10 protein-coding genes are annotated in these 14,586 nt (G+C 45.1%); 5 read left to right on the top strand and 5 right to left on the bottom strand.

Translation table 11 applies throughout. The features are described from left to right. The first annotated feature begins 11 nt into the window (after positions 1-11). Entirely contained in the window at positions 12-1,010 is a 999-nt protein-coding gene (locus tag DP120_RS10025; protein WP_112223534.1) for a TRM11 family SAM-dependent methyltransferase, read from the top strand. Positions 1,011-1,207: 197 nt separating this feature from the next. On the opposite strand, the gene ilvD is transcribed toward DP120_RS10025, so the two are convergent. Continuing rightward, the gene (gene ilvD, locus DP120_RS10020; RefSeq protein WP_112223533.1) at positions 1,208-2,917 is read right to left on the bottom strand and encodes a dihydroxy-acid dehydratase; all 1,710 of its coding nucleotides are present in this window, start codon (positions 2,915-2,917) and stop codon (positions 1,208-1,210) included. Between the two features lie 349 nt (positions 2,918-3,266). Here ilvD and aldA point away from each other — a divergent pair, with 349 nt between their 5' ends. Further along, positions 3,267-4,718: an aldehyde dehydrogenase gene (aldA, locus tag DP120_RS10015; protein WP_112223532.1), complete on the top strand. Its 1,452-nt coding sequence runs from the start codon at positions 3,267-3,269 to the stop codon at positions 4,716-4,718. Between the two features lie 369 nt (positions 4,719-5,087). Here aldA and DP120_RS10010 read toward each other — a convergent pair whose 3' ends face one another. Further along, positions 5,088-5,852, bottom strand: a complete 765-nt coding sequence (locus DP120_RS10010; protein WP_112223531.1) for a hypothetical protein — start codon at positions 5,850-5,852, stop codon at positions 5,088-5,090. A gap of 4 nt (positions 5,853-5,856) precedes the next feature. Next, positions 5,857-9,624 (bottom strand): AAA domain-containing protein, encoded by a 3,768-nt coding sequence (locus DP120_RS10005; protein ID WP_112223530.1) that lies wholly within the window; start codon positions 9,622-9,624, stop codon positions 5,857-5,859. A gap of 368 nt (positions 9,625-9,992) precedes the next feature. Here DP120_RS10005 and DP120_RS10000 point away from each other — a divergent pair, with 368 nt between their 5' ends. Then, positions 9,993-10,835 carry an aldo/keto reductase gene (locus DP120_RS10000; protein WP_112223529.1) on the top strand — a complete coding sequence of 281 codons (843 nt, stop codon included), beginning with the start codon at positions 9,993-9,995 and terminating at the stop codon, positions 10,833-10,835. 66 nt (positions 10,836-10,901) lie between these two features. Here the strand turns inward: DP120_RS10000 and DP120_RS09995 are convergent, their stop codons facing one another. Continuing rightward, the gene (locus DP120_RS09995) at positions 10,902-11,237 is read right to left on the bottom strand and encodes a hypothetical protein (protein ID WP_112223528.1); all 336 of its coding nucleotides are present in this window, start codon (positions 11,235-11,237) and stop codon (positions 10,902-10,904) included. A 198-nt stretch (positions 11,238-11,435) separates the two neighbouring features. On the opposite strand from DP120_RS09995, the gene DP120_RS09990 reads away from it, so the two are divergent. Together DP120_RS09990 and DP120_RS09985 are read left to right on the top strand one after the other, a co-directional pair. Next, positions 11,436-12,635, top strand: coding sequence for an MFS transporter (locus tag DP120_RS09990; RefSeq protein WP_112223527.1), 1,200 nt, complete (start codon positions 11,436-11,438; stop codon positions 12,633-12,635). Between the two features lie 171 nt (positions 12,636-12,806). Further along, the gene (locus tag DP120_RS09985) at positions 12,807-14,108 is read left to right on the top strand and encodes a DUF2254 domain-containing protein (protein WP_112223526.1); all 1,302 of its coding nucleotides are present in this window, start codon (positions 12,807-12,809) and stop codon (positions 14,106-14,108) included. Between the two features lie 218 nt (positions 14,109-14,326). Here DP120_RS09985 and DP120_RS18475 read toward each other — a convergent pair whose 3' ends face one another. Continuing rightward, the gene (locus tag DP120_RS18475; RefSeq protein ID WP_165843770.1) at positions 14,327-14,500 is read right to left on the bottom strand and encodes a hypothetical protein; all 174 of its coding nucleotides are present in this window, start codon (positions 14,498-14,500) and stop codon (positions 14,327-14,329) included. Between the last annotated feature and the right edge of the window lie 86 nt (positions 14,501-14,586).

Genomic DNA, 14,586 nt, shown 5'->3' with positions numbered 1-14,586 from the left:
GACGGGATGAATTGAAACGATTAACACCGACTGGTGAATTTATATACACATATGCATACCACGGGGATGAAAGGGAACTTTGCCATTTGGAGATGCGCGCATTTTTTGGCAAAGACACGGAAGATAAAATTATTAAAAGTACATTCGGCATCGATCCGAGCAGAAGCCCGTTTATCAAAGAGCGGCTTGAAGTGTTGTTTGAAGCCAGTGGACTGGCAGAGATATTAGAGCAAGCCGCTGATGTGGACATGGAAACTGCTACTTTCAAAGTGATTTTCCCGAAAATCAATGACCTGGCTTTGGCTGATAAAGTTGAATATATGGAAAAACGCGATATTGAACGGCAAATCGGTGCTGTCATCACAGGACGCGCTGACGTCCATGATCCTGATATCACATTCGGGCTGATTCCATTTCGCGGCCGATGGTATTTTGGAAAATATCAGCTGAGCGAGTCTGTCTGGTTCCGCCACCAGCAGAAACCACGGGAATATTCCACGGCGCTGAGCACGAAAGTAGCCCGGGCCATCGCCAATATTGCTGTGCCGAATCCTGTTGGCGTTAAAGCGATCGACCCTTGCTGCGGCATCGGAACCGTTCTAGTCGAAGCTTTATCGATGGGCATCGATATTGATGGGCGCGATATCAATCCACTCGTCGTTGACGGGTCACGGGAAAACATCGCCCATTTCGGATTGACGGGAACGGTCGAATTGGGGCCAATCGCCGACATTACAGAGCAATACGACGTCGCAATTATCGATATGCCTTACAATCTGTACACGCACGCAACACCTGATGAACAGCAGGAAATTTTAAAAGATGCCCACCCTTTTGCGGAAAAACTGCTGGTCGTCACCATTGAACCGATCGACCATATGATTCAAGATGCCGGCTTTAAAATCATCGACCGCTGCATCGCGAAAAAGAGTTTATTCCTGCGGGAAATACTGGTTTGTGAACGGATCGATCAGCCTTCATCTAAAACTGCTGAATTGAAGCAGGCATAATAAATACTATGCCTTTCTTTAATCCTCTCACTTTGGATAAACGGTTATCTTCAATCAACATCCTAAGTTAAAAACAAAAATGCATGTTTTACCGTATTGCATATGAAAGGCCTGAAAACATCACGGAATTCCGATTGATTCAAAGAATTTGCCAATAAAAAAGGCACACTCTTACAAAAGAGTGTGCCTTTTTTTAGTTATATTTTCACTTCACTTGGAGAAGTTTCTCTATTCAAATAGTCTGTAACTGCACCTTTGGAAGAACAAGAAACATTATGGGCATACTTTCCAAGCACACCTTTCTTATAAAGAGGCGGTGCTTGCCATAATTTACGGCGCTCATTCAATTCTTCTTCAGAAACGTCAACCGTGATTTCCTGCAAATCCGAGTCGATTGTCACCAGGTCTCCTTCTTTCAATAAAGCGATTGGTCCACCCGCTTGCGCTTCTGGAGAGATGTGTCCTACCACCAATCCATGGGTTCCACCGGAGAACCGGCCGTCCGTCAGTAATGCAACGGTTTCGCCCATCCCTTTGCCTACCAAAATTGCAGAAATCGATAACATCTCAGGCATTCCCGGACCGCCTTTCGGGCCGACATAGCGGATCACCAGAACATCTCCGTCTTCGATTTCATTGGCCATGACGGCTGCTGTAGCTTCCTGTTCGGTATCGTAGACACGCGCTGGTCCCGTATGGCGTTTGACTTTCACCCCGGATACTTTTGCAACGGCCCCGCTAGGAGAAAGATTACCCTTTAAGACAATCAATGGACCGTCTTTTCGTTTCGGCTGATCAAGCGGTGTGATCACTTTCTGTCCTTCAGTAAGGTCAGGAGCATCTTTTAAATTTTCGGCTACTGTTTTACCGGTGACTGTCATACAATCCCCATGGAGGTAACCGGCTTCCAGAAGGAGCTTCATAACGGCCTGGACGCCTCCGACGCGGTGAAGGTCCTGCATGACGTATTTGCCGCTCGGTTTCAAGTCCGCAATATGCGGCACTGTCTTTTGCAGGCGGTTGAAATCATCAATCGTCAAATCCACTTCACTGGCATGGGCAATCGCCAATAAATGAAGGACTGCGTTTGTCGATCCACCGAGTGCCATGACAACAGTAATTGCATTTTCAAACGCTTCTTTCGTCATGATGTCTTTCGGATAGATTTCTTTTTCCAGCAGGTTGTAAACTGCAGCTCCCGCTTTTGCACAATCATCCAGTTTAGCTTGTGACTCAGCTGGGTTCGATGAACTGCCAGGCATACTGATGCCAATCGCTTCAGCAGCAGACGCCATTGTATTCGCAGTATACATTCCTCCGCAAGATCCCGCTCCCGGACAAGCTCCGCACTCAATGCTGCGTAATGTATCATCGCTGATGTCTCCGTTATTGTGCTGGCCGACTCCTTCAAAAACAGAAACGATATCAATATCCTGGCCATTATGGCGTCCAGGCGCAATCGTTCCGCCGTAGACAAAGACCGCAGGAACATCCGAATTGGCGATGGCAATCATGCACCCTGGAATATTCTTATCACAGCCTCCGATCGCCACAAGCCCATCCAGACTTTCCGCTCCGACCACTGTTTCAATGGAATCCGCAATGACATCGCGGCTCGGCAGCGAATAACGCATGCCTTCCGTCCCCATTGAAATACCATCCGACACCGTAATTGTATTAAAAATAAATGGTACTCCGCCTGCAGCTCTTGCTCCTTCTTTAGCACTGACGGCTAAATCATGAATATGTATATTGCAGGGTGTCACTTGACTCCAGGTACTCGCAACACCAATCATCGGTTTTTTGAAATCTTCATCTGTAACACCAACCGACCGGAGCATTGCCCGGTTCGGTGCTTTCATCGCTCCCTCAAATACTTTACTGTTGATCCGCAAATCCTTTTTCATAACATCCTATCCTTTCTATTCTGTTCATTCCATTATAGAGAACAATTTTCGGAATTCAATGAATTGATTGAATGTTATTTCATTATTTTTTAAAAATTTCACTAAAAATTTATATGTATGCGTTTTCATAACATTTCCTCTTTTATTCATTAAAAATCGATGTCTTTTTTGAAATAATAATTATTAAGTAATTGAACTCAGTGACCACCAAATTATTTCGGGAGCCTAACAAGCTTTGGTACAGGTTCTTTGTCTTAAGAGACAAAGTGAACTTCTTATTTTTCCGCTTTGTTTAACACTTGGTGCAACGGGAAAAACATAATAATCTCAATACTAGGAGGAAGCAACTTTGCAGAAACATCAATTGTATGTGAACGGCAAATATATAGATTCCACCGGAAATGAATGGATTGATATCATAAACCCAGCCACTGAAGAAGTGATTTCACAAATTCCGAAAGGCAATGAGGAAGACGTTGATAAAGCAGTCGAAGCGGCATTCCAGGCGCAGCAGGCATGGGAACTGACGCCAAATATCGAACGCGGAAAAATCGTCCGTAAGCTTGGTGATGAAATCGCCAAAAAACGGGATACTTTTATCGATTTATTACAGGAAGAACAAGGAAAAGACTATGAACTCGCAAGCGGCGAAGTGGATCTCGCCATCGATTATTTCCATTATATGTCCGAATGGGCAAGAAGAATCGAAGGCGAAATACTGCCGAGTGACCGCCCGAACGAGAATATCTTCATCTATAAAAAACCGATCGGCGTCGTAGCCGGGATTATCCCCTGGAACTTCCCCGTCTTTATTCTCGCGCGAAAAGTCGCTACTGCCTTGGTGACCGGCTGTACAATTGTCATCAAGCCGAGCCAGCAGACGCCGAATACAGCAATGGAATTCACCAAAATCATTGACGCGATGGATGAAATTCCAGCAGGTGTCTATAACGTAGTGACAGGCACCGGATCTGAAATCGGCAATGCACTGGCGGCGCATAAAAAAGTGCAGCTGATCACGATGACAGGCAGTGTGCAGGCCGGAACGAAAGTGATGGAAGCGGCAGCGCAGAATATCACCAAAGTCAATCTGGAACTGGGCGGCAAAGCACCGGCCATCGTGACGCAGAATGCAGATTTGGAGCTGGCGGCTAAAGCCATCACCGATTCACGGCTTGCCAATGGGGGACAAGCCTGCACAAATGCCGAACGTCTCTATGTACATGAAAGTGTCGCGGAAGCATTGACCGAGAAACTGGTTAAGGCATTCGAATCGAAAATTTTGGGCAATCCACGTGAAAATAAAGATGTGGAAGTCGGTCCGTTAATCAGCCAGGACCGTCTTGAGACCGTGGAAAGCATGGTCAAAGAGGCAGTCGAACAAGGTTCTGTGGTTGCGGCTGGCGGAGAACGTCCGGACATCGAAAGCGGCTTTTTCTACAAACCGACCATTTTGACCAATGTGGCACATGATTCGGAGATAATCCGCGAAGAAGTTTTCGGCCCCGTCCTCCCTATCACGACATTCAAAACATTGGATGAGGCAATCGAAAAAGCGAACGACACCGTATACGGCCTGTCTTCTTCCGTTTACACCGACGACCTCAACGAAGCGATGCGCGTCGTCAATGAAATGAAATTCGGTGAAACTTATGTTAACCGTGAGAATTTTGAAGCCGTGCAGGGCTATCATGCCGGCATGCGCCAATCCGGCCTCGGCGGAGCCGACGGCAAGCACGGTATGGAAGATTTCCTAGCTACGCAAGTAGTTTATATGCAGTACAAAAATGATAAGCAGTAATTAATGAGGAGTGGAAACGGCCGCCGTTTCCACTCCTTTTATTGTTGTTATAATTTTGGCGAAAAATCGGCGAACGCCGATATATTTTCGTGAGCGCCGATATAATCTGCTGAACGCTGATTTAATTTCCTGAACGCCGATATAATCTGCTGAACGCTGATTTAATTTCCTGAGCGCCGATATCTGGTTATATGTCTAAAAAATTATAGTAAATAGCAATGTAAATAGCCGTTTTCGCATAAAAATAGAGTTCACTTCAATCTAAATCTTAAGTCAAAACACATAATGCATGCTTTTCGTAAACGAAAAGCGAAAAAACCAAACAAAAAGGTGCAGAAACGGCAATCGCTTCTGCACCTTTTTCTTGTTTCATTCACTCTGTCCAGCAATCTCAACTTCCGCTTTCATTGCCTCTCGCCATTCCACAAGTTCGCGTTCTTCAATCGCTTTCTCCAGCGTTTCATCCCATACTCCCGTTCCTGTATTCCAGACGCGGGCAAACAGAATGTCTTGCTTCCGGTCATAACATTGAAATTCGATGCAGGGAATAAAAACGGTTTCGAGTTCTTCGAAATCCTCAATCCCAGAGACGAGAATTTGAAAACCTTCTTCTGTCGAGTTTTTCTCATTTGCGAGCAACTCGAGCATCGATTCTTCTTCCACGTCCTTCTCTATCGCATATCGATAAATCGAAAACTCACCTTCATTCGGTGAATTATCTATTTCACTTAACCGATAAGAATCATGTGCCGCACTATAGGAAATCACCGCCTGCTCCCCGTCCAGCTCTTCCTCGAAAATGCCTTTGTCCAGATAATCATGGCCTTTCGGTGTTAGCACATAACCTTTTTTCCCAAGCAGCACCAGTCCCGTACGCTGCATCTTGTCGATCAGATCACTGACAAACAGCTCTTCCACCGACAGCATATCAGCCAGGACGGCGGCGCGGCGGATTTCGGACTGCTGAAACGCGAACAGCAGCATTTTCATCAGGATATCCATCTTCAGCCGCTTGACCCGGTCGAAAGACACTTCATATGAAATGACCGGCAGCTGCCAGACATCGCTTTTCCGAATCGACACATCACGGTTCTGCGTGATCTCCGAGCTGAGTCTCTCTATCAGTTTCTCCATGCGCTCATCCCTTCTGCAAGACTTTCAAGCCGTTTTTCTTCTCAACAGTGGCGAGCACATGCTGATACATCCGCTTCGTTTCTTCTTTTTTCGCACGCTGCGTAAACATCTCCGAACTGCCGATCATGACAAGCAATTGCTTCGCCCGCGATAAAGCCACGTTCAAACGACGGTAATCTTTTGCAAAGCCGATATCGCCGTGGTTGTTTTGGTTATTGCGCACCATACTCAACAAAATGATTTCCATTTCACTGCCCTGGAATCGGTCGACGGTGCCTGTACGGATCGTCAAATGCGGCAAGCGCAATTCCTGGTCAATCATGCGCTGCAGTCGTTTCACTTGTTCACCGTAAAATGAAATGACGCCGACTGTTTTCAGTTCATCGGCATCTATTCTGCCAGCCGCCTTCGCAACAGCCACTGCATCATTCAACTCAACCAGCAACCGGCTGATTTCCTGCAACTCGGCTGGATTATACAAGCTCTTTCCACCGCTCATCCGTTCTTCGAAATACGCCGGTTCATTCGGCAAGTCGATCCACATGAGATGGTTGCCGCGTTTCACGCCCGGTGATTCCAGGAAGTGATCGCGGTCCCGGTCGGAATCTTCCAGTCCGCATTGCAATTGGTCGTTGTCGAATTTATAGAACGGTGCAATCGTCTCCATGATGTCTTCATGCATCCGGTACTGGATTGCGAGCATCGTTTTATTGCTCTCCGGCAGATTTTTATACAAACGTTCAAACAGCGACTCTTCGAGCAGCTTCTCAAGTTCTCGCTTTTCCTCAAAGCCGCTGTTTTCCTTGATCATTTCCTCAAGCGTTTCTTCCAATGTATCGTTGCCGAGAAGCGGCGGCAATTGATGATGGTCGCCGACGAGGATGATTTTCTTGCCTTTCAGCATCGGCAGCAGCAATTCCGGCGGTGTCGCTTTCGACACTTCGTCGATGATGACGACATCAAACACCGGATAATTATCAATGAAATCTTTGCGCGCCGAAGCCACGCACGTCGTCCCGATCACGTTGGCGTGCTTGATATACAATTTGCGGATTTCATCCAAATCGTGGTCGTTGGCATCTTTCAATAGCTCCAGCCATTTCTTTTGGATCGTCTGCATAAGCGGCAGATTCTTCTGCTCCTGCGTGAGTGATTCCCTGTCGAATGAAAGGCTGGCGAGCTGTTTCGCCGTTTTTTCGTATTCCGCTTCAGGATCTGTGGCGATGATGTTTTCCAGTCTTGCCATTTCTATTTCCTGGCTGCTTAAACATTCCTGCACTTGCTCAAGAACCGCTTCGATCTCACCCAGTCTTTTTTGGATATCGCCAAGTGCTTTCGTTTCCGTAAGCTGTTCTTTTCGCTGCGTTTCGAGTCGCTCACCGACTTGTTCGAAAGCTTCTTTGTCTTGTTCGAGATTGGAAAGTTCAGCTTGATGCAGGCGAATTGCTTCTTCAATATCAGCCGGAATGTTAAAATCGGCTGGCAATGGTGTTGCTTGCCGCTCCAAACTTGAAAGCTCCTGCTGCATTTTTTCCAGTTCGATTAGCCATTTGTCATTCAGCGCGCCATAATGCTGTTGCTGTTTCACCAGCTCTGCGTTGATTGCCCGCTTCAACTCCTGAAACGCCCGCTTGGAATCTTCGATATAAACTTCAGGAGATTTCAGCTCCGCGCCTCTTCGCCACAATTCGTTTTGGCGTTTATATAATCCTGCCAACGCTTTTGCAAGTGCAGCCGGATCGATGCTCGGCGAACTCTTCATGAAGACGCGCAGCTTTTCGAGAAACTCTTCGATTTCTGCCAGACTGAACGAACCGCCTTGTGCCAGCGCGGTTTCTTTTACCTTATCTAGTGCCACTCCGGCGGGTGCCAGCAGTTTTTCCACATAGGCGATTGCCGCTGTCAGGCTGGCATTCACTTTCTCCAGGTTTTTCCGCTCCGCCATCTTATCGCGGATCATATCGAGTTTGCCGGTCGAATAGGTAATTGCCGTTGTTTCCTCGATTTTCTGTGCAGCCATCATTCGCATCAGGCCATCGACTTTTTTGATGTCTTCAATTTCTTCCAGTGCAACTTTTTTTGCGTCAATCAAACCAGCCAGTTGATTTCGTTTATCGGCTATCACTGAAATTTCCTGTTTCTTCTCTGTGATTTGCTTTTCCAATTGCTCGAGCTTAAGAACGTGCTCCAGTTGATGGATGACCTTTTTACGTCGCTCCTGCTCTTCACTGAACCAGTCCAGATCCTTGCCGCTGTCGACTGCCGCCTCGTCTTTGGCAATCGCCGCGGACAACGCTTCAAGTTTTTGTTCACTGTCTTGTTGTTCGCGTAAGGATTGCTCTTTTTGCAGATTGAAAGCCTCGAGTTTATGCTTTTCTTTATTCAACAGGAGTTCGATTTCTTTCTTTTGTTCCAGCGCGTCTTTTTTCGCTGATACCGCTGTCTTCAAATCTTCAAAAATCGGCTGCAGTTCTGCATACGCTCCTTCGGTCGCCTCAAGTTGCCTGGCGATTTCCACCTGGCGCTTTGAACGCGTCTCGTATTGCGCCGTTATCTCTTTCAGCGTACTTTCCTTCCAGTACTGGCCGACGTTTTCTTCGATGAACTTTTTGCCGTCTTCTTCGATGCTTTCCGTCCGCCCGACGCGCAGAATACGGATATCTTTATTGGAAAATAAACGGCCAAGCGCATTATCAACCGCCAGATTCGACTGGGAAGCGACAAGTGTACGCAAGCCTTTTTTCGCATTTTGCAGACAGATTTCCGAAATGACAGTCGTTTTCCCGGTTCCCGGCGGCCCTTGGATGGCATACAAATCTTCCGCAGCCATTGCGCCGGACACTGCCTGCTGCTGAAACTCGTTCAGCCTGTTATGGAAAGTCAGCTTTTCCAATTGTTTCAATGGTGCCACTTTCGGTTTCTCTTCGAATAAAAGACGGTCGAGCTGCGGATTCACCGCCAGCCCTTTTTCCAAATTCGTGAAGCCTTGGCGCAAGCGGCGGATTTGGCTGAGCGCCGCAAAGTTGCTGAATACGACTTCTTTTTTGGTGAGGCTATGCCCTTTTTCACGCAGCTGCTTGATTATGTAAGAGTTTAATTCGACTTCGATAATTTTCTTCGAAGCTTTCATCACCGTACCGACATCGCCGTCGATACCGGTAAGCCGAACGCTCAAATTGCGCAGGTTCTTCCATTCTGTATCGTTCATCCGGCAGCCTGTCAGCGTAATGCGGCTGAAGTCATGGCTGAATGCAAGCGTCGAATACGCCGACTTGATATCCGGAATATCCATGCCTTGTTCCTGGATCTTTAAATAGCCTTCCCAGCTGGAAATACGTTTTTTCACATAATCGGACCGCTCTTTTGCCGGCGTCATCCGGTTGATCAGATTGATGAATGCGACCGGAACAGGGTCTCGTGAATCGGTGAACATGACTGACTCCTCACGCTGCCAGTTTGTGCCGACTGATTGAAACGCTTTTCGAAGCGTCACGTTCGTCACCAGCAATTGATGGTTGCGGAAAACGCAGTGCAGCACGATAGACCCTTCCGTTTCCTTACCCGTCAGACGTTCTGCTTCCTCCGAACCGAAAAACAGCGCAACCGAAAGAGAACCATCCGCGCCTGTCGGGTAGCGTTCCATGAACAGTTTGAAAGGCTTTGCTCCATTAAAAAACGAGCGTTCGCTGATGCCGAACCCTCTCATTTTTTCTGAAGCGGTTTTGGTTATTCTGATTGACGTTTTATATGTAATTGCCTGTGCCTGAACCATTTAATCACCTGTTCTAAAATCTCAACATATCTTGTAATTATAACATCTATCGAGGTGAGCTATCACAATTAAATAAAAGTCAAAATCTTAAGTGTGGCAACTTCTGCTCCTCTATTTCATCGGCTGATTTGACGGAATCGACGATAAACGGCTGAAAATCGACGATAAACCTAAAAAAATCGACGATAAACGATCAAAAACCGACGATAAACTCCAAAAAATCGACGATAAAAAATTCCACCCTTTCAATAAACCCAATCTTCGACGCTTTATCTTCCAATTTTCGGGTATGGATAAACATTCGCAGTTTTTCAGTCACTGCTTGAATTCATCAAATTCATTATCACAATATAGGAGGTTCTTTTATTATGGAAAAAAGTTTACAGGATGTTGTGCAACTGCAAGGCGGTGCTGAAATGCCGTGGTTCGGACTGGGTGTTTTCAGAGTCAAAGAAGGACCCGAATTGGTCAACGCGGTAAAAACTGCGATAAAACATGGATACCGCAGTATCGATACGGCAGCTATCTATCAGAATGAGGAAGCCACTGGTCAGGGAATCCGTGAAGGCATTGAAGAAGCAGGGATTTCACGGGAAGATTTATTCATAACGTCAAAAGTTTGGAACTCGGATCAGGGCTACGACTCCACCATCGCAGCATACGAAGCGAGTCTGGAACGTCTTGGTTTGGATTATCTGGATTTATACTTAATCCACTGGCCGGTTGAAGGCAAATACAAAGAAACGTGGAAAGCGATGGAAACCCTCTATAATGATGGCCGAGTCAAAGCGATCGGCGTCAGCAATTTCCATGTGCATCACCTGAAAGATTTGCTGTCGGAAGCGACCGTGAAACCGATGGTCAATCAAATCGAATATCATCCATACCTCACGCAAAAAGAAGTTCAGGCGTATTGTGTGGAACAGGGAATTCAATTAGAAGCGTGGTCGCCGTTGATGGCCGGCGAATTGCTGGACCAGCCGGTGCTGAAGGAAATCGGTGAGAAATACGGAAAATCCGTTGCCCAGGTTATTCTTCGCTGGGATTTGCAGAACGGTGTCGTAACGATTCCGAAATCAACGAACGAACAGCGCATCGTTGAGAATGCTTCGATCTTCGATTTTGAATTATCGATTGAAGATATGGACCGGATTTCAGCATTAAACCAAGATAAGCGAGTTGGTCCCGATCCGGATAACTTTGATTTTTGATAAGAAAAGCAATACTTTCTTAACCATTAAAACAGGCGCATTCCCCATAGAAGGAATGCGCCTGTTCTATTTCTCTTCTTCTTCCAGCTTGTTCTTAATTTCCTCTTCCGACAAACGTTCAATCGGAAAATAAGTTTCCAGCCGCTCCAACTGGACCAGCGCATCTTTATAGAAATCCATATCTTCAAACTCGTCTTCGTAGTACATCGAATTATCCGTCGTCTCCAACAGGAGACGGATTTTCTCTACGGCTTTTCCGCCGCTGGCATCTTCATCACCAAATGACGTTCCGCCCTGCGCCGTTTCTTTCTGCTGAAGATAAACGGTTCCTTCCAAACCTTTTCGTTTCGACTCGTCTGCAAAATCCACCACTTCTGACAAGGCTACTGCTGTACTTCGCATTGCATCCACTCCTTTTTGGAACTGAATTAACGTCTGTACCCTTGTTATTGACGTCAGGAAGCGGAGCTAAACATTGTTTTCATTTTCCTTCCATCACCCTTCGAAAGCTTGTGCTCCCCAGCCTGCTCCGATATAGTTATTCTCTGAAGAAGAACTGTAAGTTCCTCAAAAACACCCTGACAGACAAGGAGACACCACGTGAATCAAACAAAACCAAAACTCTGGACAAAAGAATTCATCCTTATATCCACAGTCAATTTTTTCTTAACTTTAGTCTTTTTTCTATTGATTGTGACAATTGCCGTATACGCTGTAGCAGAATATGGCGCAACAACCAGCCAAGCTGGGCTCGTTACCGGCATTGCCATTATCGGGACCATGACTGGTCGAATCATTATCGGCCGGCTGATCGAAAACATTGGCCGAAAGAAAACATTAGTCATTGGACTTATCTTATTTGTATTGACCACACTGCTTTATTTTGTGAATTTAAATCTTAGCTTTTTACTGGTCAACCGTTTTCTTCACGGTATGACGCTCGGAATGGCAAGCACCGCTGCCGGAACGATTGTGGCTCAGATCATACCCATGACACGAAAAGGTGAAGGAATCGGCTATTTCAGCATGAGCTCAACACTTGCAACAGCAATCGGACCGTTCATCGGCCTCTATATGAGCCAGCATACCAGCTTTGACATGATTTTCACCCTGTGCGTTGTATTTGGGCTTGTCAGTCTTTCTTTCGCCCTTTTTACAAAAGTGCCGCCAGTGGATTATTCCAGCAAAACCGGCCAGGCAAGAGGATTCAAACTATCTGATTTCCTGGAGCCGAAAGCTTTGCCCATCGCCCTTATAACATTGACATCTGCCCTATGCTTTTCCAGCATTCTTTCGTTCATCAATTTTTACGCGATAGAAATCGACCTTGTGGAAACAGCCAGCTTCTTTTTCGTGGTCTATGCGATTGCAGTTTTATTATCCCGACCATTTACCGGCCGCTTAATGGATATTAAAGGAGCCAATTTTGTCATGTATCCTGCTTTTGTCTTTCTCGCTGCAGGACTATTGCTTCTGAGCACAGCCAGCAGCAGCCCTAGCTTTTTACTCTCTGCCATATTGATCGGCTTGGGTTTCGGCAATCTGCAATCCACTACCCAAGCCATCGCCGTCAAACTGACTCCGACTCACCGGATGGGTCTTGCGACGTCGACCTTCTTTATCTTTCTGGACGCGGGACTCGGTTTCGGACCTTATATTCTCGGTTTCATCATTCCATTGACCGGCTTCAGTTCCCTTTATGCCATACTTGGATTTACGGCTCTTGCTGCTACCCTTCTTTATTATGTACTGCATGGACGGAAAGAACGGGCGGAAAGTACCGCTGCTTCGATTTCATGACAACAGAAAGAGGAGTTCCTCATAGATAATGAAAGGCGCAGGCTTAAAAAGCCTTGCGCCTTTTTATATTTTTCTATTTAAATCTTTGTTTCCAGATTTTTTATACAGTGTTTGCTTACAAAAGATATCGGGTAAAAAAATGCTAATTATCAGAGGAGAGGGTGGGATAATATGAGGCCCCATTTTTATTATTTAAGAAAGCAAATTTGGTTAATCCCCACAATGTTTGGCTTGGCAGCTGTCACTTTATCTATTGCAAGCTTTTATATGGATCTTCTGCTGATAGGAAAAATCATTGGTTACATCCCCCCGATTCTTCTGACAAATGTCGAACTTGGAAAAGATATCATGGGTATTTTAGCGGCAGCTATTCTCACAATGACAACTTTCACCTTTTCTACTGTGCTGGTCGTTCTGACCACTTATTCCTCACAATTCTCTCCACGAGCCCCTGAAAATTTTGTGCATGGACAAACTACACGGACCATTCTCGGCATTTTTCTTGGCGGATTTGCCTACACCTCCCTGTCATTGCTTTTCATGCAGGATAAGACATTCGGCCATGAAGTACTAACGCCCAGCATCGGAATCCTTATTGGTTTCATTTGTGTTGGAGCCTTTGCCTATTACATCCATTTCGTTTCTTCAAATGTACAAGTAACTGCATTGGTAAATAAACTGACCACTGACACTGAAGACGTCATTTTCAAATACCGGAAATTACAGGAAGAGAATTATGTTTCTATGGATAAATGGGAGCCCGGCAGCAAAAAAAATACAGTTACAGCGGATTCTGAGGGATATGTTCAATTTATCGACCTGGTTAGCCTGGTTAAATTTGCTGAGAAAAAAGATATTGAAATTGAAGTCGTCGTTAAAACAGGGGATTATATTTATAAAGATGAACCTATTATTCATATCCACAAGAATAAAATAGAGAATAAAGATTTAAGCGATTTTTATAATATTGGCAGTGAACGGACTGTCGAGCAGGATCTTGGCTATGCAGTCCAAAAATTAATCGAAGTGGCAATACGTGCTATTTCTCCTTCTTTAAATGATCCCAATACTGCTAATGACATCCTTTTGCGGGTTGGCCGACTGCTTGGAGAAATGGGCAAGTTGAAAACGCATGGATGGGTGATGACCGATTCAAAAGACTATAAAAGAGTGCTATATGATTTTTCTTCATATAAAACAATTTTATATGAGACTTTCTACCAAATTTCCAAATATGGAAATGATGATATTTCGGTTTTAGCCTATATGACCGACTCCCTTAAAGGAGCAGCAAAAAGTGCACCATCCATGCGGCATGAGTCGTTATGGGAAATCCAAAAATACATCCTGGATGGTCTCGATTGCACTGAGATGAAAAAAATGGACCGCGACTATTTACAGCAAAAAATTGATGACTTAGCAGATATGACAAAACAAAAAAGAATTGATCTTATTACTAAAGAAGAAACTTGAATCAGATTCCATGTAAATTCCTTTATAACTCCCCAAAAAAATCTCAGTTATTTCACTCTCATAAACACCAGTTAATTGCTTCTCTCCTCTTCTATAAAACTTGGCTGTTGGATTCAGCAGATTAAATATACTGGGACTAAATATAAAAAAACCCTAATGAGACCACTTTAAAAAGTGGTCTCATTAGGGCTTAATCTATCTTCGTCAACTTACATTGTTTATTTCTTCGTTTTCTCTTTTATCTTATTCGCAACGTCATCTTTCATGACCATGGCTTTATCTTTATATGTCGATGCTTTTTCCTTATAGTCGTCTTTGTTTTCTTCCCAATGCGCCTTGCCTTTTTCAATCGACTTGTCTTTCATTGCGTTCAGCTTATCTAAAAATGCCATTTGAACCATCCTCCCGTTCTCCCCATCACCCAAGTGATTGGTGAACTGGGTTAAGCATAACCTTTTTTATTTACAATGTCTAAAAG

It is taken from the genome of Planococcus halotolerans, from assembly GCF_003289955.1.
Taxonomy (GTDB): domain Bacteria; phylum Bacillota; class Bacilli; order Bacillales_A; family Planococcaceae; genus Planococcus; species Planococcus halotolerans.
The sequence above is the reverse complement of the archived record's forward strand: the minus strand, read 5'-3'. Positions and strand labels throughout refer to the sequence as shown.

What these genes read in the sequence shown, in the direction of transcription:
- ilvD (WP_112223533.1), bottom strand. Translation starts at nt 2,917, where the DNA reads ATGAAAAAGGATTTGCGGATCAACAGTAAAGTATTTGAGGGAGCGATG.
- DP120_RS10010 (WP_112223531.1), bottom strand. Translation starts at nt 5,852, where the DNA reads ATGGAGAAACTGATAGAGAGACTCAGCTCGGAGATCACGCAGAACCGT.
- DP120_RS10005 (WP_112223530.1), bottom strand. Translation starts at nt 9,624, where the DNA reads ATGGTTCAGGCACAGGCAATTACATATAAAACGTCAATCAGAATAACC.
- DP120_RS10000 (WP_112223529.1), top strand. Translation starts at nt 9,993, where the DNA reads ATGGAAAAAAGTTTACAGGATGTTGTGCAACTGCAAGGCGGTGCTGAA.
- DP120_RS09995 (WP_112223528.1), bottom strand. Translation starts at nt 11,237, where the DNA reads ATGCGAAGTACAGCAGTAGCCTTGTCAGAAGTGGTGGATTTTGCAGAC.
- DP120_RS09985 (WP_112223526.1), top strand. Translation starts at nt 12,807, where the DNA reads ATGAGGCCCCATTTTTATTATTTAAGAAAGCAAATTTGGTTAATCCCC.
- DP120_RS18475 (WP_165843770.1), bottom strand. Translation starts at nt 14,500, where the DNA reads ATGGCATTTTTAGATAAGCTGAACGCAATGAAAGACAAGTCGATTGAA.